At 43.2% G+C, this 25290-nt stretch carries 22 protein-coding genes; 12 read left to right on the top strand and 10 right to left on the bottom strand.

The genetic code is table 11. The features are described from left to right. The first annotated feature begins 44 nt into the window (after positions 1-44). The 5 genes from recD (at position 45) to P255_RS11385 (ending at position 7695) form a co-directional block, all read left to right on the top strand. Positions 45-1787, top strand: a complete 1743-nt coding sequence (gene recD / locus P255_RS11405) for an exodeoxyribonuclease V subunit alpha (protein WP_035365496.1) — start codon at positions 45-47, stop codon at positions 1785-1787. 895 nt (positions 1788-2682) lie between these two features. Then, positions 2683-2952 carry a 30S ribosomal protein S15 gene (gene rpsO / locus P255_RS11400; protein WP_004749819.1) on the top strand — a complete coding sequence of 90 codons (270 nt, stop codon included), beginning with the start codon at positions 2683-2685 and terminating at the stop codon, positions 2950-2952. Positions 2953-3199: 247 nt separating this feature from the next. After that, positions 3200-5287, top strand: a complete 2088-nt coding sequence (gene pnp / locus P255_RS11395) for a polyribonucleotide nucleotidyltransferase (RefSeq protein ID WP_171063638.1) — start codon at positions 3200-3202, stop codon at positions 5285-5287. Positions 5288-5377: 90 nt separating this feature from the next. Beyond that, entirely contained in the window at positions 5378-6601 is a 1224-nt protein-coding gene (locus P255_RS11390) for a magnesium transporter CorA family protein (RefSeq protein ID WP_004902389.1), read from the top strand. A gap of 248 nt (positions 6602-6849) precedes the next feature. Next, entirely contained in the window at positions 6850-7695 is an 846-nt protein-coding gene (locus tag P255_RS11385) for a Cof-type HAD-IIB family hydrolase (RefSeq protein WP_004902386.1), read from the top strand. Between the two features lie 95 nt (positions 7696-7790). Here P255_RS11385 and P255_RS11380 read toward each other — a convergent pair whose 3' ends face one another. The 6 genes from P255_RS11380 to P255_RS11355 all read right to left on the bottom strand — a co-directional run bounded on the left by P255_RS11380 (position 7791) and on the right by P255_RS11355 (position 14899). Continuing rightward, positions 7791-8009: an HP1242/YdcH family protein gene (locus tag P255_RS11380; protein ID WP_004902383.1), complete on the bottom strand. Its 219-nt coding sequence runs from the start codon at positions 8007-8009 to the stop codon at positions 7791-7793. A gap of 172 nt (positions 8010-8181) precedes the next feature. Next, positions 8182-8514, bottom strand: a complete 333-nt coding sequence (locus P255_RS11375; RefSeq protein WP_004902381.1) for a chaperone modulator CbpM — start codon at positions 8512-8514, stop codon at positions 8182-8184. 11 nt (positions 8515-8525) lie between these two features. Further along, positions 8526-9455 carry a DnaJ C-terminal domain-containing protein gene (locus tag P255_RS11370; protein ID WP_004902379.1) on the bottom strand — a complete coding sequence of 310 codons (930 nt, stop codon included), beginning with the start codon at positions 9453-9455 and terminating at the stop codon, positions 8526-8528. Positions 9456-9794: 339 nt separating this feature from the next. Continuing rightward, positions 9795-10670 (bottom strand): Hsp33 family molecular chaperone HslO, encoded by an 876-nt coding sequence (gene hslO / locus P255_RS11365; protein WP_004902377.1) that lies wholly within the window; start codon positions 10668-10670, stop codon positions 9795-9797. A gap of 50 nt (positions 10671-10720) precedes the next feature. Continuing rightward, complete coding sequence (locus P255_RS11360) at positions 10721-12562, bottom strand: monovalent cation:proton antiporter-2 (CPA2) family protein (RefSeq protein WP_004902374.1); 1842 nt, start codon at positions 12560-12562, stop codon at positions 10721-10723. A 135-nt stretch (positions 12563-12697) separates the two neighbouring features. Further along, a complete protein-coding gene (locus P255_RS11355) occupies positions 12698-14899 on the bottom strand; it encodes a primosomal protein N' (RefSeq protein WP_004902371.1) in 2202 nt (733 codons plus the stop codon). Positions 14900-15154: 255 nt separating this feature from the next. Here P255_RS11355 and P255_RS11350 point away from each other — a divergent pair, with 255 nt between their 5' ends. Further along, positions 15155-15490, top strand: coding sequence for a hypothetical protein (locus P255_RS11350; protein ID WP_004902368.1), 336 nt, complete (start codon positions 15155-15157; stop codon positions 15488-15490). A gap of 48 nt (positions 15491-15538) precedes the next feature. Here P255_RS11350 and lnt read toward each other — a convergent pair whose 3' ends face one another. Both lnt and P255_RS11340 read right to left on the bottom strand, forming a co-directional pair. Further along, a complete protein-coding gene (lnt, locus tag P255_RS11345; RefSeq protein WP_004902365.1) occupies positions 15539-17098 on the bottom strand; it encodes an apolipoprotein N-acyltransferase in 1560 nt (519 codons plus the stop codon). Further along, positions 17095-17934: a CBS domain-containing protein gene (locus P255_RS11340; RefSeq protein ID WP_004902362.1), complete on the bottom strand. Its 840-nt coding sequence runs from the start codon at positions 17932-17934 to the stop codon at positions 17095-17097. The genes lnt and P255_RS11340 overlap by 4 nt, the downstream gene beginning before the upstream one ends. A 174-nt stretch (positions 17935-18108) precedes the next feature. Between P255_RS11340 and tusA the strand changes: the two genes are divergently transcribed. The 4 genes from tusA to P255_RS11320 all read left to right on the top strand — a co-directional run bounded on the left by tusA (position 18109) and on the right by P255_RS11320 (position 20589). Further along, positions 18109-18366, top strand: coding sequence for a sulfurtransferase TusA (tusA, locus tag P255_RS11335; protein WP_004749802.1), 258 nt, complete (start codon positions 18109-18111; stop codon positions 18364-18366). A gap of 357 nt (positions 18367-18723) precedes the next feature. Continuing rightward, positions 18724-18987 (top strand): hypothetical protein, encoded by a 264-nt coding sequence (locus P255_RS11330; RefSeq protein WP_004902359.1) that lies wholly within the window; start codon positions 18724-18726, stop codon positions 18985-18987. Between the two features lie 56 nt (positions 18988-19043). Further along, positions 19044-19871: an HvfB family MNIO-type RiPP peptide maturase gene (locus P255_RS11325; protein ID WP_004902357.1), complete on the top strand. Its 828-nt coding sequence runs from the start codon at positions 19044-19046 to the stop codon at positions 19869-19871. Next, positions 19855-20589 carry an HvfC family RiPP maturation protein gene (locus P255_RS11320; protein ID WP_004902353.1) on the top strand — a complete coding sequence of 245 codons (735 nt, stop codon included), beginning with the start codon at positions 19855-19857 and terminating at the stop codon, positions 20587-20589. Before P255_RS11325 ends, P255_RS11320 begins: the two co-directional genes overlap by 17 nt. A 138-nt stretch (positions 20590-20727) precedes the next feature. Here the strand turns inward: P255_RS11320 and P255_RS11315 are convergent, their stop codons facing one another. Further along, positions 20728-21582 carry a LysR family transcriptional regulator gene (locus tag P255_RS11315; RefSeq protein ID WP_035365573.1) on the bottom strand — a complete coding sequence of 285 codons (855 nt, stop codon included), beginning with the start codon at positions 21580-21582 and terminating at the stop codon, positions 20728-20730. A gap of 137 nt (positions 21583-21719) precedes the next feature. Here P255_RS11315 and P255_RS11310 point away from each other — a divergent pair, with 137 nt between their 5' ends. Then, positions 21720-22655 (top strand): DMT family transporter, encoded by a 936-nt coding sequence (locus P255_RS11310; RefSeq protein ID WP_044450461.1) that lies wholly within the window; start codon positions 21720-21722, stop codon positions 22653-22655. 112 nt (positions 22656-22767) lie between these two features. On the opposite strand, the gene P255_RS11305 is transcribed toward P255_RS11310, so the two are convergent. Beyond that, on the bottom strand, positions 22768-24480 hold the full coding sequence (locus P255_RS11305) for an electron transfer flavoprotein-ubiquinone oxidoreductase (protein ID WP_004902340.1): 1713 nt from the start codon (positions 24478-24480) through the stop codon (positions 22768-22770). Between the two features lie 166 nt (positions 24481-24646). Between P255_RS11305 and P255_RS11300 the strand changes: the two genes are divergently transcribed. Beyond that, entirely contained in the window at positions 24647-25258 is a 612-nt protein-coding gene (locus P255_RS11300; RefSeq protein ID WP_004902339.1) for a DUF1285 domain-containing protein, read from the top strand. Positions 25259-25290 lie beyond the last annotated feature (32 nt).

Here is a 25290-nt window from a genome sequence, read left to right as displayed (position 1 = left end):
CTGTTGATATCTATGTGAATAAGTATGAGGATAACTAGATGATAATGCAGGAAATCATGCCAGAGCAGCGGGAAAATTTTGTCTGGGCTGAAAAGTGGGCGAAGTATCTGACAAAAAGCCTTGTAAAGTCAAGCGAAAATGCTGATGTTATACTCTACATTTCACAATTGTTTATGGCAAAAGCTTGTGGTGACAGTTGTGTTCGCTGTACGGAGCAGCAAGCGCAGCAACTTGGGTCACTGGTGAGTATGCATCCAGCTCAGGTTGCTCCTTTTATCTTCGATGGGCAGGCTTTATTTTTGTATCGCTATTTTGCACTTGAGCAACGTCTAGCTCATCAAGTACAGCGCCTGATTGCTCAGCAGCCCACTCAGGTCGATACCTCCAGTTATTTATCGTTATTACCTGATCCATATCAGCAGCAAGCTTTGCAGATGGTTGGACAGTCCGCTTTAAATATGATTACAGGTGGGCCTGGGACAGGGAAAACCTACACGCTGGCACGAATCGTGGCAGTTTTAAACCATTGCTTGCCTCATTTGCGTATTGCGATGGCTGCCCCCACAGGTAAGGCTGCCCAACGTATGCAGGAAGCTTTGCAGCTTTCTTTTAGTGATCCTGATCTGCAACAGCAAGGCCTGATTCAGCCTGAACTGTTGTTATTAAAACCTGTGACATTGCATCGCTTGCTTGGAATAGGTAGGCAAGGGCAGGCAAAGTTTACCGCCCAGCAACCCTTACCGTATGATCTGATTATTGTCGATGAAGCCTCGATGCTGGATTTAAATCTGGCAACCTTATTGTTTGAGGCCATTCCTGATCATGCCCGCCTGATTTTGTTGGGGGATGCACAGCAGTTGGCATCGGTAGATGTCGGGTCGGTGCTGGCCGATTTACAGCAACCTAAACGCTTACAGCCGTACCGTGTCAATTTGCTCAATAGTCGGCGTTTTAGTGATGATGCTTTAATTGGGAAAATGGCACGTTTTATTCAGCAGGTGACGGCTCGACAACTGAATGCTGCCCAAGTATTAGATACATTTGAGCAAGAGGTTGTTGCGGCGGGACAGTTGCAGATTCTTGATCTAAACAGCATTCAAAAAGATTTGGTTCAGTTACAGTATTTAAATGCTGAAACTGCCATAGAACAGGCATTGCAGCAATTATGGTCAGGCTTTGAAGACTATACTCAAAGTTTACTGGCTTATTTGCAGGGTGAACAGTCACAGGCTGAGGTCGAGCAAGTCATTGCCTGTTTTGACCATTATCGTATTTTGACTGCGATTCATCACGGTGAGTTTGGTCTGGAACGTATCAACCAGTTTATGCAGCAGCAATTACTCAAAATACTACTGCCTTATACGCAGGCAGTTGGGGATTGGTATATTGGCCGTCCTGTCATGATGACAGAAAATGATGACCAGCTTGGACTTGCCAATGGTGATATCGGGATCTGCTTTTTTCAGAAAGAAGATCATCAGCAGTTTTCGGTGTTTTTTCCAAGCTTACAAAAATGGGTGATTGCCCAGCGCTTACCTAAAAATATTGCTACAGCATTTGCACTCACCATCCATAAGTCGCAAGGTTCAGAATTTGCGCATACGGCTGTTGTACTTGATGCTCAAGCGGAAAAGCTATTAAGTCAGGAGCTGATCTATACGGCCATTACTCGGGCAAAGAAAGCGGTGTCATTGCTGGTAGATCGGGCAGCTTTCGCTCAGGCATTAACCTGTCAGACGGTTCGACACAGTGGTTTGATTAGAAAAATTGAACAATCCATTGAATAGTAAAGTTTTATTTTACAATAGGGGCTAATGTAAGAAATGGCTTACATTAAATAAGGAAATTGCCGAATAGTTTAGTCAGTTAGATGTTCATACTATGGTTTTGCCAAATTAATTTAGCATGGATGAGCTAAATTATAACTGCATAAGAATAATAATAGTCAATAGACAGCAAACTTACGGGACGTGAGTCATACGCAGGAAACTTACAGCCACTAAACCTTGTAGTTTTGGGAGAGACTACAGGGTTTTTTTATATCCTGAAGATTTAGACCTGTGAATCATTTTGATTCATCTATACAGAACCACTGATCCATTTTGTTTTTATGTAAAGTTGAGAAATTGAACATGTAAATATTTGTATCGAACGGTCAACTCTTTTAAATATATAAAACTATAGGTATAATCTTTTATTTGGTTTTATTTATTTGAATTTATTGAATATTTTTTCATAAATTTTATGAAATTATGTTTCTTGAGTATTTTAATCGTGTTTGTTTTGTAAGTTTTTGCTTACATTAGCTTGAGATAACGCCCATAGGTGACCCACTATTTTTATGCGAACATTGTTGCTAAGGAAGCATGATAAGCCCAAATTAGGACGTTAAATAAATAACTAACTAAGAAGCGCGACTCAACCGCTCAGAATAACAACAAAGCAAAACAAGAAACTACAGCGTACAAAAGCCCAAACCAATAACACCGTTTGGGCTTTTGCATTTTTTTTATTGTTTTCATAAAAAATTGATTGAATCCCACGCTTTTTTTGCAATCGCTTAGCTTTTGACTTAAAATAGATGACTTGCTGTAGTGATGCACGGCAATCAGTAAATTAATTATATTAGTTTGTTGATATATATCATTTTTTATTTATTTTTAAGCATCTCGGAGTAATCGAATGGCTTTAACTAACCAAGACCGCGCAGAAATCGTTGCTAAATTTGCTCGTGCAGAAAATGACACTGGTTCACCAGAAGTACAAGTTGCTTTGTTAACTGCACAAATCAATGATTTGCAAGGTCACTTCAAAGAACACAAACACGACCATCATAGCCGTCGTGGTTTGATCCGTATGGTTAACCAACGCCGTAAATTACTTGACTACTTAAACGGTAAAGATCATGGTCGTTACACTGCTTTGATCGGCGCTTTAGGTTTACGTCGTTAATTCGATTTAGGCTTATTTTTCGGTATTTCGAATGTTTCTGACTTCGTCGCTGAAAATCAAGCAAAGCTTAGCTTGCTAAGCTATTTTAGAAGGGGCGAATATTCGCTCCTTCTTCGTGTCTAACATCTAGTGAGGTCGGCTTCTAAGCTTTGTCATTTATTTCCGCTTTGTGTTGTGAATGCCAAACCTTAGGGGTCTCCACTAGAATAATTGTTCAAAAAGAACTAGGAAAATACAATATATGTCGATGTTTAATATTGTTCGTAAAGAATTCCAGTATGGTCAATACCAAGTCGTTTTGGAAACTGGTCGTGTTGCACGCCAAGCCAATTCTGTATTGATTACTATGGGTGGGGTAACTGTTCTTGTTGCAGTTGTGGCTCAGCCAACTGCAAAAGCTGGTCAGGATTTCTTCCCGTTAACAGTGAACTACCAAGAAAAACAATATGCTGCAGGTCGTATCCCTGGTGGTTATGGTAAGCGTGAAGGTCGTGCTTCTGAAGCAGAAACTTTGATTTCACGTTTGATTGACCGTCCAATTCGTCCGTTGTTCCCAGAAGGTTATTACAACGAAATTCAAGTGACAGCCACTGTTGTGTCTTCTGACAAAACTATGGACGCTGACATTGCTGCGATGCTCGGTACTTCTGCTGCGCTTGCGATTGCAGGTACACCGTTCCGTGGCCCAATCGGTGGTGCGCGTGTTGGTTTAATCAACGGTGAATACGTTCTTAACCCGAACTATGAACAACTAAAAGAAAGTGATCTTGACCTTGTCGTTGCAGGTACAGAATCAGCAGTATTGATGGTTGAATCTGAAGCGAAAGAGCTTTCAGAAGACCAAATGCTTGGTGCAGTATTGTTTGGTCATGACGAACAACAAATCGCGATTCAAGCGATTAAAGAATTTGCAGCAGCTGTTGGTGCAGCAGAATCAACTTGGGTTGCTCCAACCAAAAACGAAGAATTGCGTGCGAAACTGAAAGAAGCATTTGAAGCAAAAATTTCTGAAGCTTACACCATTGCAGTGAAACAAGACCGTTATGCGGCACTTGATGCGCTTCAAGCAGAAGCTGTTGCTCAATTCGTTCCAGAAGAAGATGTCGATGGTATCGCTGACGACGTAAACGAATTGTTTGAAGACCTTAAATATCGCACTGTACGTGACAATATCTTGTCTGGTAAACCACGTATTGATGGTCGTGACACTAAAACAGTTCGTGCGCTTGACGTACAAGTTGGCGTGTTAGACCGTGCGCACGGTTCTGCATTGTTCACTCGTGGTGAAACTCAGGCGTTGGTCACAACAACTTTGGGTAACACACGTGATGCATTGATGGTTGATACCCTTGCAGGTACTAAAACTGACAACTTCATGTTGCACTACAACTTCCCAGCATACTCTGTTGGTGAAACTGGTCGTGAATCTGGACCTAAACGCCGTGAAATCGGTCATGGCCGTTTGGCTCGCCGTGGTGTACAAGCTGTTCTTCCTGCAGCAGACCGCTTCCCGTATGTAATCCGTATCGTATCTGATATTACGGAATCTAACGGTTCATCTTCAATGGCTTCAGTATGTGGTGCTTCTCTATCACTTATGGATGCAGGTGTTCCACTTAAAGCCCCAGTTGCGGGTATCGCAATGGGTCTAGTGAAAGAAGGCGAACGTTTCGCAGTTCTTTCTGACATCTTGGGTGACGAAGACCACCTTGGTGACATGGACTTTAAAGTAGCAGGTTCTGCCAACGGTATTACTGCACTTCAAATGGACATCAAGATCGAAGGTATCACTGAAGAAATCATGGAAGTTGCGTTAAACCAAGCATTTGCTGGTCGTATGCACATCCTGAATGAAATGAACAAAGTGATTTCTCGTGCTCGCCCTGAAATTTCAATGCACGCACCAACTTTTGAAGTGATTACGATTAATCCAGACAAAATCCGTGACGTGATTGGTAAAGGCGGTGCAACTATCCGTCAAATTACTGAAGAAACTAAAGCGGCGATTGACATTGAAGACAACGGTACAGTACGCGTATTTGGTGAATCTAAAGCGGCTGCACGTGCTGCAATTGCCAAGATTCAGGCACTCACTGCTGAAGTTGAGCCAGGTAAAATCTATCAAGGTAAAGTCATTCGCATTGTAGAATTTGGTGCATTTGTAAACATCATGCCTGGTACAGATGGTTTGTTGCATATTTCTCAAATTTCAAATGAGCGTATTGCTAACGTGACTGACGTATTGAAAGAAGGTCAAGAAATTAACGTTCAGGTTGCCGATGTAGACAACCGTGGTCGTATTAAATTGACAATGAAAGATGTTGCACAAGCATAATCTCGCTGTTGTCTGATAAAGAAAGTCCGCTTGAAGCGGGCTTTTTTTATGGCATGATAAAAACTTTAATGTATTTTTAAATGTGAATATATGCAGATTTATTACTTTTACCATCACCCCGACGAAAACTATGCCTTCATTAGCCAAGAACAGTCTGAATTTTATGTGCTGGATTTTGTCTGGGTTGATTGTTTAAGGCAGGATGTGGTCGGTAAAAGTGATGAATGGCAGGAAAAACTACATGCTTTGGCAAATTTGGCCTTAAATGAATTTCATGTACAGGATATTTTAAATATTGAGCATCCATGTTCTTTTGATGCGATGGAAGATTATGATTTCCTGATCTTTCGTAAACTGATTACACTGAATGATCGCATTAACCTCACTGATAAAAACTCGGAAACTCATAGTAGTGATTTTGGTTTGGTGACAACCCCTGTTGGGTTTTGTATGAGTTCACGGGCATTGGTGACCGTGCGTGAGAAGGGCAACAAAGCCATTGAAAATTATATTGAGCGTTTGCATGGGTTTATGCATCGTTCGCCTGAAGAACAAAATCGTCTACGTAAACTTCCCAATACCCCTCTGAATCTGTCATTGCGCATTTTAAATAGCATGATTGATGATTATTTGGAATTGCGGTCACCATTGACGCGCCGTGTAGAGTATTGGCAGCGTGAGCTGTTACAAGGGCATGGGAATTTCAAACAATGGCATCAGTTGTTGCAAGAAAACATGGCGTTCCAGCAAGTCGAAAATTTATGTGAAGAACAGATTGAAACCTTGCAGGAACTGCGGGATGAGATCGTAGAAAACTATCACCATTTGGTGGGCGAGCAACACCGTGAAGCACTCGATATTATGCTAGTGCGTATTAACGATCTGGTGAGCCATATTGAACGGATTCAGAAACATACCGCACGCTTGCGCAGTTCGATTCAGGCAGCAATTGATCTGCATTTTTCGGCGATTTCCAATCAGACTAATGAAAATATGCGAATTTTAGCCATCATTACCGCAGTATTTGCGCCTTTAACTTTGTTGACGGGAGTTTATGGAATGAATTTTGAATTTATTCCAGGCTTGAAATCACCTGTTGGTTTTTGGGTCATGCTGATCGTGATGCTCATGTGTACCGTGCTGCTGGTCATATATTTTTATCGCCGTCATTTGGTGGGGCGTGGTGAAAAGAGTGTGATTGATATGCTTGCACAGCAGCACCATCATCGTAGCGTAAACTTATTTTGGTTTTTAGATTACGAACCAATTAAGCAGACCCTGAAAGAAGTTGAAAAGATCACTAAATTTAAATAAAGCAGGTAGGCTATGGGGCTACCGAGTCGCTTAGCCTAAATCGCATCGCTTTATAGGAATGGTCATATATTTTAAGTCAAAGGGATGTTGTACCGTTTATTCTCATGCGATTCGCCAAGACTGAACGTTATTTACTGATGCTTTTGTAATAAAACTTAAAAATATTCGCCTTTAGTCTAATTTTTTTCACAAAACCGCAATCCTTTGTGTGCATAATGGGATGAACAAAAACAAAACCAGAGGTGTAAATGACAGTTAAAATTATTGTAGTAGATATGGATGGAACTTTTCTTAACGAAGATAAAAAATATAACAAAGCACGCTTTTTAAAACAGTATCAACAACTTCAACAACGTGGTATTCATTTTGTTGTTGCCAGTGGCAATCAACTCTCCACTCTCAAAAATTACTTTCCTGAAATTGCTCACCAGATTGCTTTCGTCTCTGAAAATGGCGCATACGTCATGGATGCTGAAGAAGAAGTTTCCTTTGCACATTTTTCTTCGGACTTGGTCGAGCGTATGCGTACGCAAATTGCCGAGCGTTATGCCAGTTCACTGATTTTATGTGGTAAGCAAGGCGCGTATATTGATCATGCCGTTCCAGAGCAAAATCTGGAAAAACTCAATAAATACTTTAAGTCATTGCAACAGCTTCCAGATTTGGCACAGGTGCAAGACCATATCTGTAAGGTGACTTTAGATACCCGAGATTATGATTTTGCTGAACTCTGCGAAGACTTGCAATGGTGTGACTTTATTGCAGATGGTTCGGTCAAAATGGTATCGAGTGGTTTTGGCTTTATTGACCTGATTGTTCCAAATCGTCACAAAGCACACGGTTTGCAGTTGCTGCAACAACGCTGGAAAGTCTCGAATGATCAAGTCTTGGCGATTGGTGATAACTACAATGACCTTGAAATGGTGAAACAGTCAGGTTATGGCTTTGCAGTTGCCAATGCCGTCGATGAGCTGAAACAGGCCGCTAACTTTGTCACTGAAAAAAGTAACCAGCAAGAAGCGGTTCTGGATGTAATCGATCAGGTTTTGTTTGGTGAGTCGCTATTTCAGATGTTACATAAAAAGAGTGCTTAAACTGGCTTGATGCTGAGTATTGAGCTTATTGGATCCACAATAAAAAAAGACGAGCTATTACCCGTCTTTTTTAATGTCATCGAAGTCTGTTTTGATTAGACATCATCTGCACGTTTCAACATATCGTACAGTTCTTCTTTTAATTTAAGTTTTTTCAGTTTGAGCGTTTCAATTTCTTCTAGTCCAGAAGTCACGGGATCTTGCTCTAAACGAATGATTTCATGATCAAGTGCGTTGTGTTCGTCAAACAGTTTGGAAAAATGAGCATCTTCCTGTTTTAACTTGCTAATGAGTGCGCGATATTCTGGAAACATGGTTGCTCCTTGTGTAAATATTAGATTGTTATATTTGCACCGCATCAACAAATGCAACGCAATTTATACTGCTTGTGAGTTTTTTAATTCCTTATAAATCTTATGTGATTATTTGGTTTTTTTACAGTACTTTGTATAAAAAATATTCCAGTATTTTGTAAAAATTCTCCGCTTATTCGAAGTTTGCATGTCTGACCTGCTTACGCAGTTTTTGCACTTCATCAATTAGGTCGAGCATCATGGCAACGGCTGAAAATGAGGCGTCAAAGTCTCGTTGTAAACGATAGGCTCGGCGTGCCCGACTGAGATCTTCACCTAAAAAAACATGCTCTGCCGTGTCGGAACGGGTGGGTAATATATCGTATTCGAGTAGTTGCAGAATCCATTCTGGCGATTGCCCACATGTCTCAGCAAATTGGGCCAAAGTGAAACTGAGTTGGTCATCCATGATTTCCGAATCGGTGCAGTCATCACAGAGAATTTCACGATAATAGATAGTAGTCATAGCTCAACTCCTTAGCCTTGACGCGGATTAAAGTCTGGAAAACTTGCCGCCAATTGTTGATAAGCATGTTGCTGTTGCTCATTGTGAGCAGTTGGAAAGACGATATTGAGAACTAGATATAAATGTCCTGCGGTTTTATTGGGAATGCCTTTGTCTTTTAAACGTAATTGTTGGCCCTGTTTTGCATTTTTAGGAATGTTGACCTGTAACGCACCTGCAGGCGTATTTACGGTGATGCCATGTCCAAGTGCGGCTTCCCAAGGGCTAATTGGCACAGTCACATAGACATCACTGCCTTCAACCCGAACGCTGTCGGTATCTTGGTAACGAATTTCAATATACAGGTCACCGCTGGCTCCACCACGTATTCCGACCTGACCTTGACCAGACAGGCGAATTTGCTGACCTTCTTTCATGCCTTTGGGAATCTTGACTTGCAAGGTTTTACGCTGGACTTCAGGTTCGCCATAGGCATTGATGGTAGGAATCTGTAGTGTAATTTGTTGGGTTGTACCGTGATATGCCACATCAATTGGCACTTCTATGCTGGCATGTTGATCTTCCCCCCGATAAGAAGACTGCTTACGCTGCGCCCCACCAAAACCTGACCCAAACCGCCCAAATAAATCTTCAAAACCATGAAAATCTGAGGCATTGCCCTGACGATAAAACTGGGCTTCATCAAAACCGCCTTGACCTGCTTGCCCACCAAAACCAGCAAAGCCCTGTGGATGATCTAACATTTGATCATATTCTGCTTTTTTTTCAGGGTTGCTGAGCGTGTCATAGGCGACATTGATGGCTTGCATTTTGGCTTCAGCATCACTTTCTTTGCTAATGTCAGGATGGTATTTACGCGCCAGTTTGCGATAGGCTTTTTTGATTTCGTCTGCGCTCGCCTTGCGGTTGACTCCTAGTTCTTCGTAGTAATTTTTTGGCATAGCTTCATCGCTGCTTATGGTTATCTTTTCATCATTATGAAACGATTTTTATAGATTTCAACAGGCGTTGTGCATTCAATTGAATATACAGATCGTGAAATTTTAAAATTCATCGCACAGAAGTATTTTCACAAAATATGGTTTCTGGGTTTTGTTGTGAGACTCAATGCAATGAGTTGCTCTATTGAGCTGAATGTGGCTAAAGGCAGATTATCGTCAGTAGAAAATTTGATGGGTGCAGATTAGTTTATGAAATTAATTTTTATATCCCATGTGAGGGATGCTACCTGTAAGTAGATGAATTGAAGCAGTTCTTCAATTCATCTTAGGTTTAGTCATTTAACTGAGATGCTCGCCAAACAAACCAAGCGCTTCTTCAGCAGTAAATTGATATTTGGTGTTGCAGAACTGGCAGTCCATCTCGATTGGGTTTTGAAATTCCAGAGTTTCTTTGACTGCAGAAACGCCAATCTGAATCAGGGCATTGGCACATTTTTCTTTAGAACAGGTGCAACCAAATTGAAGTTGTTCCAGTTCCGGTAAACGCACATCTTCTTCGTTATATAAACGGTATAGAATTTCATTGGCGCTTAGGTCGGTGAGTTCTTCATCTTTCAGAGTTTCGGTCAGCATAATCAGACGAGGCCACAAGTCTTCATCGACAAAACGCTGTTCTTCTTCGCTGTTGCGCGGCAGAAGCTGAATCAGTAAACCACCTGTGCGTTTTTCATTGCTTGCCAAGACAATATGCGTTGGAATTTGTGCTGACAAATCATAGTACTGCATCAGGCAGCTTGCCAGATTTGGCTGATCTAAAGGTACAATCCCCTGATAACGCTCGCCAAACTCAGGTTCGATATTGATAAACAAAACTGGTTGGTGCAGTGCAGATAATACTGTGCTGCTATCTGTAGCCTGTTCAAAACGTGGATCTGCTTCAAAGTCGGCTAAAGCACGCACTTCACCCAAATGGTTACATTCTGCCATCGCCCATTTAAACGTGCCTTGTGCCTGAATTTGCAGGCTGATGCGTCCCTTGATTTTTAAGGTACTGGCAAGTAGCGCTGTGGCACTGAGCATTTCACCCAGTAAAATCTGTACAGCTTGTGGATACTGACGCTGCTGCAAAATGGTTTGCAGAGTTTCTTCCAGATGAACCACTTCGCCACGAACAGGGCAGTTTTCAATATAAAAGCGTTGACGTAAATTAGACATATATTTCTCCAAGACCCTGTCTTAATGGAGATGATATTATAAAACACAAGTTACTCAGACTCATCCCGTGCCACATTGATGCGTTGTTGATCTAAACCGCGACGTAAATTGACATCATCGCTTTTATTTTCAGCAAAGGCATCACTTTCAAACAGATGTTCCAGTTCAGCCAGTGCATTACGGTGTGTTTCAAAGATTTTCTGTTCATCATTGTAAATATTTTGCTGTTCCAATAACAGCTTTTCATCGTAATCACGGAACAGCTCGATTTTCTGATACGCCGTGGCATCATCAATGCCCAGTTCACGTAAGGCACGATATGCCATACCCAGTGATGATAAATAGGTTTCGCGCCAAATATAATGCACGCCCAAATCTCGTAGCAAATGTACATGATGGCGGTCACGTGCCCGAGCCAGCAGGGTAATATTCGGATAGTTCAGGGTAATGTGCCGAGCCACATTGAGCGAGTCTTCGACATCATCAATCGCCAGAATAAAAATTTTGACATGTTCAATGCCCGCCGAGCGCAAGATTTCAGGCTGGGTCACATCACCATAGTACAGTGTGCCGCCGTATTTGCGTACAAAGTCGATTTGTTGCAGGCTATGGTCAATCGCGGTAAAGGGAATATGTTGCAGACGGGCAACCCGCGCAATAATCTGCCCGAAACGCCCAAACCCCGCAATAATCATCGGATTATGCTGATTGGGAATGTCATCGTAGGCAGGCTGTTCCTGACGGTCAAAACGTGGTGCAATCCAGCGACTCACCACCCAGTACAGCAGTGGGGTTAAGGTCATGGAAAGCGTCACGATCAGGCTGACAGGTTCGAGCAAATGGCTTTTCAATACACCCGCATCTTGGGCAGTGGTGAGCACCACAAAAGCAAATTCACCACCTTGCGCCAGACAAGTCCCCAGCAACAGGCTGTTTTTCCAGTTGTTATGATAATAACGCCCAATCAGCGTCATAATGCTGGCTTTAATCAGTAACAGGGCAACCGCACCACCCACGATGATTTCAGGCATGGTTTGTAGCAAAGAAAGCTGTGTGGTCATGCCCACGGTCATAAAAAACAAGCCCAGTAGCAAGCCTTTAAATGGTGCAATGCTGGCTTCAAGTTCATGCCGAAATTCGGAATCTGCCAGTAACACACCTGTTAAAAATGCTCCGAGTGTGACGCTAATGCCGAGGGTTTGCATCAGCAGTACCACCGACAGCACAATAAATAGTGCCACCGCAGTAATCAGTTCACTGGCGCCACTTTTGGCAACAAAGCGAAAAAACGGGCGCATGACAAAACGACTAAATAAAAACAAACCGCTAAAGGTGGCAAGAATCGCTGCGAAATAGGCAATGCCGTGATGAGCAGACTGGTTGCCTGCCAAAATTGGAATGGTGGCCAGCAATGGAATGGCGGCAATATCCTGAAACAGCAACACTGAAAAGGCTTTTTGCCCATAAGTGGTATTCAGCTGTTGTTTTTCGCTGAGCAGTTGCAGCACAAAGGCGGTAGAAGACAGCGCAAGGGCAAAACCAATCACAAAACTACTGGCAAGCGACAAATGCAGCCCGAAATATAGAATTGGCATGATCACGATGCCTGTCCCGAGCACTTGCAGGCTACCCATCGCAAAAATGGATTCGCGTAACTGCCATAAACGCTGCGGACGTAACTCAAGCCCGATCAGGAACATCAGCAAAATCACGCCAAACTCTGCCATGTTCATAATCGCATCGGCGTCACTGGCGATATTGAAGACACTCGGCCCTAAAATAATTCCCGTGAATAAATAGCCTAAAACTGTGGCCAGACCAAAACGCTTCCCCAATGGAACCAGTAACAGGGCAGCACCCAAAAAAATCGTGATTTGCAGGAGTAGTGACATGAATCAGCCTTAATATTGAACAGCAGAACATCAACCAAACCCAAACATCGAGTCAAGTAGCCAACTTTATCTCTTTGATCCATATATTATAAACAGCAATATTGCAGACAATGCCCGTAAATGGTCGTAGTTGTGTTAGTTCAATTCCTGTGGATCGACATCAATCGAAACTCGGATATTTTTCGGCTGTTGTTGTATGACTTCTGCCCACCAAGCTCGCACGTGCATGTGCAAGCGGGTACGATCTGTTGCCAACAGGAGTAAATGTGCCTGATGGCGTCCCGCCTTACGTTCCATCGGCGCAGGAATTGGCCCCCAAATCTCGATTTCGTTGCCTGCGGCGTTACGAAGCTGGTTGGCAATCTGCTGTAAAAATGCCTGATTGTCGGTGGCATTGCGAGTTTGACTACGCACCAGCATTGTGTAGCGATACGGCGGAAATTGTGCCAGTTTGCGTTCTTTGAGGGTGTGCTGGGCAAAGTAGCGGTAGTCTTTTTCTAGCAGCATATGAAACAGGGGATGCTCGGGGCGTAAGGTTTGAATTAGCACATCACCTTTGTGTTCACCGCGTCCTGCACGTCCTGCGACTTGAATAATCAATTGCGCAGTGCGTTCTGTGGCACGAAAGTCAACGCTGAGCAAGCCAGCATCAATATCCAGAAGTGCCACCAGACTGACATACGGAAAATGATGCCCTTTGGCCAGCATTTGTGTACCCAATAAAATGAGCGGTTGATTTTGCTGAATCTGATCATAAATTTTCTGCCAGCTTCCCACCCGACTGGTACTGTCACGGTCAACTCGTAGCACAGGGTATTCAGGAAACAGTTCTTGGAGGGCTTCTTCAATTTTGACTGTGCCCATGCCAATCGGTTTTAAGCTCTCATGGTTACAGGCAGGGCAGCGCTCAGGTAAACGCTGTACCAGACCGCAGTGGTGACAGTGCAAATGCTGATAGGGCTTGGTGTGCAAGGTGAAATGCGCATCGCAACGTGGGCAGTTCGCTAGCCATGCACATTGCTCGCAAATCAGAACAGGTGCATAACCTCGCCGATTTAGAAAGATTAAAACCTGCTGTTTTTTCTCAAGCCGCTGCCGAATCTGCTGAATTAACTGCTGACTCAGCCCATGTTGTTTCTGGGCAATTTTCAGGTCAATAATGTGCATTTGCGGTAAGACAGCATGACCCGCGCGCTGGTTGAGTTGCAAATGTGTCAGTTTGCCTTGCTCGACCAAGGCATAGCTTTCCATACTTGGGGTGGCTGAACCTAAAATAATTGGGCAATGTTGCAGATGTGCCCGATACAAGGCGACTTCACGGGTGTGATAGCGAAAGCCTTCCTGCTGTTTAAAAGACAGATCATGTTCTTCATCTAAAATGATCAAGCCAAGATTGGGCAGTGGGGTGAAAATAGCAGAGCGCGTTCCCAAAATAATCGAAGCGTGTCCCGTTTGTGCCTGTTGCCATGCTTGTAAACGCTGTGCATCGCTTAACCCAGAATGGAGCAGCACGGTATGACCGTGAAAACGCGACTGAAAACGATGAATGGTTTGCGGGGTCAGCCCAATTTCGGGCACCAGCACCAAGACCTGTTTGCCTTTTTTCAGTACTTCGTACATGACTTGCAAATACACTTCGGTTTTACCGCTGCCTGTAATCCCATCCAGTAAAAATGCCTGAAACTGTTGCTGTGCCTTTAAAATACTTTGAATGGCTTTGCTTTGGTCAGTATTGGCTTTCAGTGGTAGTTGTGCCAGTTGTACAGGCTCGTTTTTAATCTCCTGATGCTGATATTCTGCATGAGCAATCCCTTTTTTGGCGAGGGCTTCAAGGGTTTTATTTTCAATCCCGCTGGCATTTAAAATATGCTGTGGTGTACCGTGTGGTTTGAGTTTTAAAATTTTGTAGGCTTCTTGCTGACGATGCGCATTCTTAAATGCCACGTCAGCTTGAGGATCTGTGAGTACCCAGATTTTTGCCAAAACATCATAGGGTTTGCCCTGACGCAGCAGCGTTGGAAAGGCCACGGGCAACACTTCTCCGAGGGGAAAATGATAGTACAACGCTGCCCAATGCAATAGTTTCAGATGATTGGCATCCAGCAAGCTGTGCTGATCCAGTAAGGCATGAATGGCTTTTAACTCAAAACGTGGGTCAAGCGGTTCATCGGCTGCCAGTTTTTCCACAATGATGCCAATACAATGCCGCGCCCCGAATGGAACTGCTACACGTGCGCCCATTTCTGCCTGCTGATACTGCTCTGCACTCAAGGTGTAATCAAAACAGTCATATAAATGAACAGGAATAGCAACTCGAATCCGAAATGGTAAAGGCATAAACATCACTTATTTTGAATTTGACAGCACTATGCAAGATTTGTCTGGATGTTGACAAGTCTGACACTGAAAAAATGCAAAATTTACCTGAAAAGCAGTCATCAAGAATAATTTAACATCTTAATTTAGAACAAGAATAATTATCAAAGCCAATAGTTACAAGAAACTCTAAAGATGGACGGAAATCAGGCTGTTTCTTGGTTTTAAAACTTCGCATAATGCAAAAGACAATGTTTTTATCGGAAGAGATAAAGCATGAAAACCTTATTCTTGGATGATGTGCATGAGTTGCACTGGAAAATGCTTAAATCAGTGTGTTTAATTGCCAGTTTATTGCCCGCAAAGCATGTGGCAGATGTTTTATGGCATGTCAGTCATGCTGAAAGTCAGATCGTTTTGGGATTCTTTGCGCTGAGTTTATTTGCATCCTGCACAAGTTTAGGTTTTATTGGTGCATTGCAAATTTTAACGCTGTCAGTGAGTGGTATCAAATATCCATTTGAGCAACGCATCATACGCATCTATCAGCATCTACCCATGCTGTTTTTGGCTGGTGTAGTCACATATTTGGTGATGAATTTTCAGTATTAAATGATTGATCGTGTTGGCTACCCAGATGCAACCAACACGTTGCTTGAATTAACGACGAGACTTAAACGACACGTCAATCTGACGTGGACGATAGCGCAAACTCAGCAATAACAACAATAGACAGAAGATCAGCACAGGCGCATTGCCCAAACGGTTATACAAGGTTTGACCTGTATATGCAGGCAAGTCACCGCGCAATACAAAGGTTTTATCTTGAGGTGCCTGTTTGACAATATGTCCTTGTGCATCAATAAACGCAGTCACCCCTGTATTGGTGGCACGAATAAACCAGCGTCCATTTTCTTTGGCACGCATCTGAACCATTTGTAAATGCTGCCAAGGGCCTGCGGTGCCTGTAAACCATGCATCATTGGACACTGTCACCATAAAGTCACTATGTTCGGCGTTCAGGCGGGTCAGATTTGGATAAGCGACTTCATAACAAATCACTGAACCTAAATTGTGTCCCTTTACAGACAGTGGTTTTTGCCCTAACTGACCTGCGGTAAATCCACCTGCACTGGCATCATTTTGCAGTGATGGCAAAACCCACTTGAGTAAGCCTGCCAGTGGCACGTATTCACCAAATGGCACAAGACGCTGTTTCTGGTATAACCCAGAAGCCTGTTCGCCAGAAGCCATCAGGGCATTATAGAACAACGGTTTTTGTGCCTTGATCGAACCAGCTTCATCAAAGTAAGGGATGCCTGTCACCCATGCCGAATGTTTGGCAAGCGCTTGACGGTTAATGTCTTGTAAAAATGGCTCAATGGCAGTTTGCGGCATCGGAATCGAAGACTCTGGCCAAACCACCAGATCACGACCCCATTCAGGAGCGCTTAAGTCGTGGTAAATGTCCAGTGTACGGTTCTGATAGCTGGTCAGCCATTTCAGATCTTGCGGGATATTGCCCTGAATCAACGATACCTGTAGCGGTTTCTCGGCTTTTGGCTGTACAAATACCACAAACGAAGCGGCCCATGCACCTGCCAGCAAGACCACGATCGGTACAGCCCAAAACCATTTGCGCCGAATGATTTCCACCAGACCACAGGCAATTGTTACCGCAATAAACGAGATTCCAAAGACCCCAAATAGTGGTGCATATTGGTCTAAAAAGCGCTCGGTAAATGCATAACCGACAAATAGCCACGGAAAGCCTGTAAACACCCAGGTTTTTGCCCATTCAAAAAACACCCAGAGGGGTGCAAAAGTCAGCGGTGTTTCAGGGAAAAAGCGTCGGTAGACCCAAGCTTGTAGCGCACTAAACAGGGCCATAATGCTGGCCATAATTGCGATCAGTAACACACTGACAAAGGCACTGGTATCGCCGTATTCATGAATCGAGGTGTATAACCAAAATGCACCCACAAACCACAAGCCGAAACCGTAACACCAGCCAATCAGTAAGGCTTGAGGGGCAGAACGATGTTGCAGGCAAGCATATAAGACGGCAGGACTAATCAGTGCCACAATCCAAATATAATAGGGCGCTAAAGCGAAAATAAAGGCGGAACCTGCCAGTAAGGCAATCAGGCTACCGAGCCAAAGTGGAAGTTTTGCCGTGCTATTATTTTTAGAAGATTTTGCGATGAAGATTTGACTCATTGACGCACAGCCTGAATTAGATGAATTGTACGTGCATCAGCTTCTAAAATGGTAAATTGCCATTGGTTCAGTTCAATCACTTGTCCCTGCAAATCATTAACTAAACCGAGTTCTTGTAACAGTAAACCACCAACTGTTTCAACTTCATCATCTGAGAAATCGGCATCTAGTACACTGTTAAAATATTCAATTGGAGTCAGTGCTTGCACCAGCCATGCGTTGGCAGTGTTATGTTTCGGGTCAGGGACAATATAACTGGCTTCTTCATCTGCCGTGTCATGTTCATCCTCAATTTCCCCGACAATTTCTTCTAAGATATCTTCGAGCGTAACCAGACCAGAGGTTGCACCGTATTCATCAATCACAATCGCAATATGGGTCTGAGTGTTTTTGAGCATACGCAGCACTTGGTCAGAACGGGCACTTTCAGGCACGAACACAGGCTGGCGCATAATCGCACGAATATCGAGTTTGGCTTTCGGGTCAATCAAAAATGGCAATAAATCTTTTGCCAGTAAAATCCCCACCACATTTTCAGGCTGGTCGGTTGAAAACACAGGAAAGCGTGAATGTGCCGAATCAATCAGGACATGCAAAATGTCGAGCAGTTCGTCATCTTCTTGTAAGCTGATCATGGCGGTACGGGGTGTCATGACTTCGCGAATTTTGGTGGCAGGTAAGTCCAGCACGCCTTCAAGCATGGCCACTGTATCGGGTTCTAAAAAACGGCGAGAATCTTGGACAAGTTTTAATAATTCATCTCGGGTTTCAGGCGCTGTGCCTAACCATTTTCTTAAGCCTCGCATCCCCCACGATGGGCTTGATTCCTCGTGCATGATTGTTCCTAAAATGGGTGTTTTTTTACTGAATGGGCCTCAATCATACCGAAGAAAAAACCGAGATGCATCTAATAAACTGCATCTTGCAACGACAATACAACGAATTGAGAAAAAACAAGTCCTGTTGTACTTTATGCTAAAATAAAGTCGATTTTTTATCTTGGGTTTACCATGTCTGAAGCTCCTGTTACTCCTGCCATTCAACTCAATACCCGTGGGCTGCGTTGCCCTGAACCTGTCATGATGTTGCATCAAGCGATTCGTAAAGCCAAATCAGGTGAAGTGGTAGAGGTGTTTGCGACTGATCCCTCAACCTCATGGGACATTCCAAAGTTTTGTATGCATTTGGGACATGAACTGTTGTTGCAGGAAGAGCAGCTCGATGAGCAACAGAAGAAGGAATACCATTACTTGGTGAAAAAGGGTTAAGCCTGACAAAAGTATGGGTTACTTGAATGGGCCATCCAGATCAATGCATGGCTCTCTACAGATCTCATTGATGCTGATATAAAATATACAGGATTGAGATCGGAACCGAAAAATATACAGGTGTACCTTTAAGCGTTGAAGAGTTCAAAATGCTTAATCCGATCAGGAAAAATGCAATAAGCTACAAAAAAATAATGAAAGCGTATTTAGCATTAAGCTTGAAAGATTAAACTTAGCTTGAAATGGTATCTGGGTCGCAAAATGCATGCTGATTGTCACAAATCGGTACTTTAACCGCCTCTTTGTGTACCTTGGTACATGATCATTTTTACATCCCGATTGAGTTAGGAAAGCACGATGAATAAATTACATAGTATGACCTCAGTTGCTGCACTATTGGCATTGTCAGTAACAGGTACAGCAGCCCATGCAGCGGACAATCAGCCCGCTTCAGCCAGCAGTGTGCAAAGCAGTAAAGCCAAAGATGGTCAATGTGGTGAAGCCAAACGCGCGATGATGAAAAAATCAACGCAACATAAAACAGTGCAGCATAAAAAAGCTGCTGATGCTTCTTGTGGTGGTCATAAAGCTGGCGATGCTTCATGTGGTAGCAACCACTAACCTAAAGCTGATGCTAACCTGACAACTGTTGACAGGGTGATGTATTGAGGAATGGCATGCATAATTTGACAGGTGTCGGTTTGGGATTGCGGCGCGAGCTGATCGATGCATTTTTGCGGGCTAATCAGTTACCTGATTTTATCGAAGTTGCCCCTGAAAACTGGATGGGTTTTGGCGGGCGACATGCCAAACAGTTTGCGGCATGTGTTGAGCGAACACCGTTGATTTGTCATGGCTTATCATTGTCGATTGGCGGGTCGCATCCGCTAAATCTGGAATTTGTCGGACAGATTAAACAGTTCTTGAAACAGCATAATGCACTATTGTACTCAGAACATTTAAGCTATAGCCACGATGGTGGCTATTTGTATGATTTACTGCCTATTCCGATGACTGAAGCTGCTGTCAGCTATGTTGCCGAGCGGATTTTAAAGGTACAGGACATTTTAGGGCAGCGTTTGGTGATAGAAAATGTCTCAACCTATGCCATACCTGCGGCAGAAATGACCGAAGCCGAATTTGTTGTTGCAGTCCTTGACGCTGCGGATTGTGAGTTGTTACTCGATGTCAACAATGTCTATGTCAACAGTATCAATCACGGCAGTGATGCGCAGGCATTTATTCGTGCCATGCCGCCTGAACGGGTACGTTATCTGCATGTTGCAGGGCATCAGCAGGTTAGCCCTGATTTATTGATCGATACCCATGGCGCTGCGATTGTTGATCCTGTCTGGGATTTATTGAGATACACCTATCAGCACATTGGTGTGCGTCCGACACTATTAGAGCGGGATTTTAATCTGCCTACATGGTTCGAGTTACAGCAAGAATTGCAACAGATCCGACAGATTCAGCAGGGGTATGCAGATGCAAACCAAGCCTGATTTTCAGCAGGTTCAACATCAGTTTTGCCAAGCTATTCGGCAGGCTGATCCTGCGCAGTTGCCGCAGCTACAACCTGAGCGTTTGCAGTTGTACCGTGAACTACTGTTGAACAATATCGCCAGTTTTATTGACAATGTTTACCCGATTGCCAAAAGTCTGCTCCCTGAGTCACTGTGGCAGCAGTTGATTCATGATTTCTTTGCCAAAGAACAATGTCCGTCGCCATTTTATAATGAAATTTCCCTGCAATTTCGTGACTATCTCAATCGGGAGCAACACGCTACCCTTGAGCAATATCCGTGGTTGGCTGAGCTGTTGCAATATGAATGGCTGGAGCTGTATCTGGATACGATCGAATTATCAGACCGTACATTAGAAAACTCAGAACAGTGGCAACTCACAACACAAGTTTGGGTATTGGTATATCAGTATCCCGTGTATCAGTGGCAGGCGGGCATGTCTATCGATGAATGCCAACCGCAGCCGAGCGCGATTATGGCGTGGCGTGATGCACAAGATCAGATTCGGGTTGATGTGCTGCATCCTGTCATGGCAATTTTAATCGAACCACTCAGTCAAGCCTCCCAATCGACTGAACAGTTAACACAGATGCTTGAGCAGTATTTTCCAGAGTGGAATGAAAAACAGTATCAGCAACAACTAGATCAACTGTTGGTCTATTTACAAGACTGTGAATTATTGCATGATCGTCAATAACAGACTCATGCCTTTAAAATTTGCCAGATTGCTTGTCACAGTAAACCATCACGACATTGAAGTAAAAACTCTTAATCTTAATGCAGAAGGGCAGTCAACCTGTTCTGATCCGCAAAAATCATTGATCCAAATGCGTTATTAAAGCAGGGCACAACGCTGACTGAGCGCAATGCAATCTTTTTCAATCGGGCTGAATTTGTGATGCTTTCGAGAAATGATATAGCCTTTCATGATTCTTAAATTTTCTGGAATTTCAATATAATGCTCAATTTTATATTTTTTGATCAGGCTTCTGGCGATTAAGGCAATGCCAAGTCCGAGTTGTGAGAAGCAAATCAGGTCTTCTAATTCTGAAATATAAATTTTCTCAGTCTGTGGCAAATTATACGACTGGTACAAACTATCTAAAATAGTCATATAGCAGCAATCTTCCGACAAACATAAAATTTGATGATTGGAAAGATTTTCAGCAAGATCTGCACCTAGGCCTTTGCCAATTAACACCAGCTCTTCTTCACCATTGGCAAGATAATCCAGCTTTTTATTCAGTGGATCTCCAAAAATATAGGCAAAATCCAGTAAGCCTTCTGCCACTTGTGACTCTAAAGATTTGGTAATACCTGTCTTAAAAGTCAAAGAAAGCTTTGGATACTGCTGATACAGCGTATGAATCATTTCGGCAAAGTGATTGCCACGCATGGTGGAGTTAATCCCAAATTTTAAAATGTTATTTTGTGCAGCAACTTTTTGCTCGGTTTCTTCCCAAATGGCCAACATCTTTTTATATTGGGCATAGACCAATTGGCCTTTCGGGGTCAGTTCTACACCTTTAGGTTGGCGTACAAAGAGCGGATATTTATAGTAATTTTCGATTTTTTTGATTTTTACCGTCATGTTGGACTGTAAATGCCCCAAATGCTGTGCAGCCGCAGACAAGCTACCCAAATCTGCTGTGACCACAAAGGCTTTAATATCGCTTAAATCAATGTTGATCATCTTCAGACCTTCTGTACAGTGGGAAGATTTATGGTATCAAAAAAATAGATGGATATATAAATTAAGAACATTTTTTTTAATGTTAAAAACACTCTAAGCTGTGTACTTGATTTGACTTGATGGCTGTAATTGAAATGAATCCACGAGTATTTGCGGCAATTTTTCTGCTGTGCCTGACGTGGGGCTACCTGTGGGTGCCTATGAAAATTAGTTTACACACGTTTCCCCCGTTCTTCTTCACAGCATTACGTTTGCTGATTGGCGGATTGTGTTTATTGCTGTTGCAAATTTTCCTGAAAAAATCGATCTTTCCGAGTCGGCATGAATGGGCAAAAATTCTGTTGCTAAGCGGTCTGATGTGTATTGGTTATTACGGACTTTCAACCTTTGGCATGCAATATGTGGGTTCGGGACTGTCTGCAATTTTGGTGTATACCATGCCGATTATCATTGGGGTGTTAGCCCACTATTTTCTGGCAGAACGGCTAAATACACAAAAACTGATCGGGCTAGGTTTAGGTACGTTGGGGATTCTGATTATTTTGTCCAATCAGTTATTACATTTAAAATTTAATCTGACCTTGTTTGGCGAGCTATTAATTATTTTGGCAGCGTTCTTTTGGGCATGTGCAACGGTGTATATGAAAAAGCAGTTTGCAAGTTATGACAAAATCAAACTGACCATGTGGCAACTGTTTATGGGCGGGCTAATGCTGTATGTGCTGGCATATGCCACGGAAGATCTGAGCCATCTGGCTTGGCATAACAACATGACACTGCTGTATGTCGGCTATAGTTCGGTGTTAGGGACTGCGCTGGCATTTTTACTGTGGAACTGGATTGTCAGTCAAATTGATGCTTCACTCGCGTCTATTTCAATTATGAGTGTGCCTTTATTGGGGATGTTCTTTGGACATGTGCAGTTGCACGAGCCATTGAGTCTGAATATTTTACTGGGTGCGGTTTTTATCTGTCTGGGTATTATCAGTTGTTCTTTAAAAAGATCGGGATCAGGAAGTTTCAATCAACATAAAACAGCGCATATTTGTCTAAATGATAAAGATCTGTAAACGCGGTGACTGGTCTGTTCAACATGACAGGTAATTGAGAACTTCAGAGAGTGATGACACTTGGTCATCACTCTCTGGGCAAGATTTAGAGATAAAATGCAGGTTCTAAACCTTACATATTCGGGTAGTTTGGCCCGCCACCACCTTCAGGAGCCACCCAGGTAATGTTCTGTGATGGGTCTTTAATATCACAGGTTTTACAGTGTACACAGTTGGCCGAGTTAATCTGGAAGCGTTTTGAACCGTCATTCTCTTCCACAATCTCATACACCCCAGCAGGGCAGTAACGCTGTGCAGGCTCATCCCATTTTGGCAGATTCACGTTCACAGGAATCGAAGCATCTGCCAGTTTCAAATGTGATGGCTGATTTTCTTCATGTACGGTATTGGAAATAAACACCGATGACAAACGGTCAAAAGTCAGTTTGCCATCTGGTTTTGGATAGTCAGGTTTAAAGTTGACTGCATCCACCGTTTTTAATGCTTGGAAGTCAGGCAACAGGTCATGCAACGTAAATGGAATGCGGAACACATTTTGGTCAATAAAGTTGAATCCACCGCCAATCCAAGTGCCGAATTTATGCATCGCAGGGCCAAAGTTGCGCGAGTTATATAACTCTTCTTTGAGCCAACTATTTTCATATTTTTGTGTGTAGGTGATGACTTCTTTAATAAAGACATCATCGCCTTCAGTGACACGGGCAAAACCAACTTCACCACCTTGTGCTACGCCCGCAGCGATGGCTTCAAAGATCGCCTCACCACAAAGCATGCCTGATTTCATGGCAGTATGTGAGCCTTTGATTTTGGCAAAGTTCAGGAAGCCTGCATCATCACCGATCAGGCAGCCGCCTGGGAACGTCAGTTTCGGTAGTGAGTTAAAACCACCTTTAACTACAGCACGCGCACCATAGGAAATACGTTTACCACCTTCCAGAACTTGCTTGATTAGTGGATGGGTTTTCCAGCGCTGCATTTCCATAAATGGATACACATGTGGATTTTCATAGGACAAGTCGGCAATCACGCCCAAAGACACTTGGTTGTTTTCACCATGATATAACCACCAGCCACCTGCAGTGCCTGTTTCAGCAAAAGGCCAGCCTGTGCCATGCATCACCAGACCTGCCTGATGTTTTTCAGGATCAATTTCCCACAGTTCTTTAATACCAATACCGTAGTGCTGTGGATCTGCATCTTTATCCAGATTGTATTTGGCAATCAGGCGTTTACCCAAGTGACCACGGCAGCCTTCTGCAAACAGCGTGTATTTGGCATGTAGCTCATAGCCTGGCGCAAAGTTATGGGTTGGCTGACCGTCTTTGCCAATGCCCATGTCACCTGTTTGAATGCCTTTGACCGAACCATCTTCATGGAACAAAATCTCAGATGCAGCAAAGCCTGGAAATACTGAAACTTCGAGTTCTTCGGCTTTTTGCCCTAACCAGCGTACTACATTGCCCAAAGACACCACATAGTTGCCATCGTTATGCATGGTTTTTGGTACCATCCAGTGCGGGGCTTCTTTATGTGTACTGTCTGATAGCAAGAAATAGGTTTTGTCCTGAGTCACAGGGACATTCAGCGGAGCACCTTCTTCTTTCCAGTTTGGAAAAAGTTCATTCAGTGCGCGTGGCTCAAGCACCGCTCCAGAGAGAATATGCGCGCCAACTTCGGAGCCTTTTTCGACAACACAAACGGAAAGATCGGGTAAATTGTTTTCAATTGCGAGTTGACGAATTTTGATTGCGGCAGAAAGACCAGAAGGTCCCGCGCCGACGATCACGACGTCAAATTCCATCGATTCACGTTCGATGTGCTCCATGTAGGACTCCTCATATTGCAAAAAGGTGGCAACCAAATCTGTAAGCTGGTGCTGCCATGAGCGTTCTTTGGGTGTAGATCAGTATTTTCGGTTAGTATAGATTTAAACCGCATTCAGTCCACTGACTGAGAGGGCTGTATTTTCTGTCAAATAGGGCATAAAAGCGATGGCAAATCAAAAGATTTCCCCCGATATGAGCAAAAAAACATCAAGTCACGATGATAAAAATTTTAAACAGATTACTCAATACTTAAAAGATGGACAGCAAAGTCACAAAAGGTCAATTCCCCCTCTTGACCAATGGCATCCAAAGCATTGTGGCAAAATGGATTTAACCATAAAATCCAACGGAGAATGGTGGCACGAAGGTCAACGCATCACGCGCCAAAGCCTGATTGACCTGTTTTCCAGTGTACTTTGGAAAGAAAACGATACATTTTTTTTAAAGACGCCTGCCGAGCAGATTGAGATTACCGTTGAGGATGCACCGTTACAAATCAGTCAGGTCGATCAGGTCAATCTTGATGGAAAAAGTTATTTGCAATTGACCACCACCAATCAGGATATTGTGATTGTGGATGCCGAACACCCGATTTTTATGCAGCAGTATCAGGGTGAGTGGCGTGCTTATGTGCATCTGCGCTTTGGCTTAAATGCGCTGATTCAACGCAGCTGTTTTTATCATTTAATAGACTATGGAATATTGGGTGAAACTGAGCAAGGGGACAGCATTTTGTCTTTACAAAGTGGTGATTTACTCTTGCAATTACGTAGCTGAGGTTTAAGCTTTATAGATATATTTGATTGCCA

Source organism: Acinetobacter brisouii CIP 110357, assembly GCF_000488275.1.
In the GTDB taxonomy this organism is placed as follows: Bacteria; Pseudomonadota; Gammaproteobacteria; order Pseudomonadales; family Moraxellaceae; genus Acinetobacter; species Acinetobacter brisouii.
This window is presented reverse-complemented; position numbering and strand designations above follow the sequence as displayed.

Bases quoted from the DNA above. Each gene is read 5' to 3' on its own strand.
- recD (WP_035365496.1), top strand. From the start codon at position 45: ATGCAGGAAATCATGCCAGAGCAGCGGGAAAATTTTGTCTGGGCTGAA.
- rpsO (WP_004749819.1), top strand. From the start codon at position 2,683: ATGGCTTTAACTAACCAAGACCGCGCAGAAATCGTTGCTAAATTTGCT.
- pnp (WP_171063638.1), top strand. From the start codon at position 3,200: ATGTTTAATATTGTTCGTAAAGAATTCCAGTATGGTCAATACCAAGTC.
- P255_RS11390 (WP_004902389.1), top strand. From the start codon at position 5,378: ATGCAGATTTATTACTTTTACCATCACCCCGACGAAAACTATGCCTTC.
- P255_RS11385 (WP_004902386.1), top strand. From the start codon at position 6,850: ATGACAGTTAAAATTATTGTAGTAGATATGGATGGAACTTTTCTTAAC.
- P255_RS11380 (WP_004902383.1), bottom strand. From the start codon at position 8,009: ATGTTTCCAGAATATCGCGCACTCATTAGCAAGTTAAAACAGGAAGAT.
- P255_RS11375 (WP_004902381.1), bottom strand. From the start codon at position 8,514: ATGACTACTATCTATTATCGTGAAATTCTCTGTGATGACTGCACCGAT.
- P255_RS11370 (WP_004902379.1), bottom strand. From the start codon at position 9,455: ATGCCAAAAAATTACTACGAAGAACTAGGAGTCAACCGCAAGGCGAGC.
- hslO (WP_004902377.1), bottom strand. From the start codon at position 10,670: ATGTCTAATTTACGTCAACGCTTTTATATTGAAAACTGCCCTGTTCGT.
- P255_RS11360 (WP_004902374.1), bottom strand. From the start codon at position 12,562: ATGTCACTACTCCTGCAAATCACGATTTTTTTGGGTGCTGCCCTGTTA.
- P255_RS11355 (WP_004902371.1), bottom strand. From the start codon at position 14,899: ATGCCTTTACCATTTCGGATTCGAGTTGCTATTCCTGTTCATTTATAT.
- P255_RS11350 (WP_004902368.1), top strand. From the start codon at position 15,155: ATGAAAACCTTATTCTTGGATGATGTGCATGAGTTGCACTGGAAAATG.
- lnt (WP_004902365.1), bottom strand. From the start codon at position 17,098: ATGAGTCAAATCTTCATCGCAAAATCTTCTAAAAATAATAGCACGGCA.
- P255_RS11340 (WP_004902362.1), bottom strand. From the start codon at position 17,934: ATGCACGAGGAATCAAGCCCATCGTGGGGGATGCGAGGCTTAAGAAAA.
- tusA (WP_004749802.1), top strand. From the start codon at position 18,109: ATGTCTGAAGCTCCTGTTACTCCTGCCATTCAACTCAATACCCGTGGG.
- P255_RS11330 (WP_004902359.1), top strand. From the start codon at position 18,724: ATGAATAAATTACATAGTATGACCTCAGTTGCTGCACTATTGGCATTG.
- P255_RS11325 (WP_004902357.1), top strand. From the start codon at position 19,044: ATGCATAATTTGACAGGTGTCGGTTTGGGATTGCGGCGCGAGCTGATC.
- P255_RS11320 (WP_004902353.1), top strand. From the start codon at position 19,855: ATGCAAACCAAGCCTGATTTTCAGCAGGTTCAACATCAGTTTTGCCAA.
- P255_RS11310 (WP_044450461.1), top strand. From the start codon at position 21,720: ATGAATCCACGAGTATTTGCGGCAATTTTTCTGCTGTGCCTGACGTGG.
- P255_RS11305 (WP_004902340.1), bottom strand. From the start codon at position 24,480: ATGGAGCACATCGAACGTGAATCGATGGAATTTGACGTCGTGATCGTC.
- P255_RS11300 (WP_004902339.1), top strand. From the start codon at position 24,647: ATGGCAAATCAAAAGATTTCCCCCGATATGAGCAAAAAAACATCAAGT.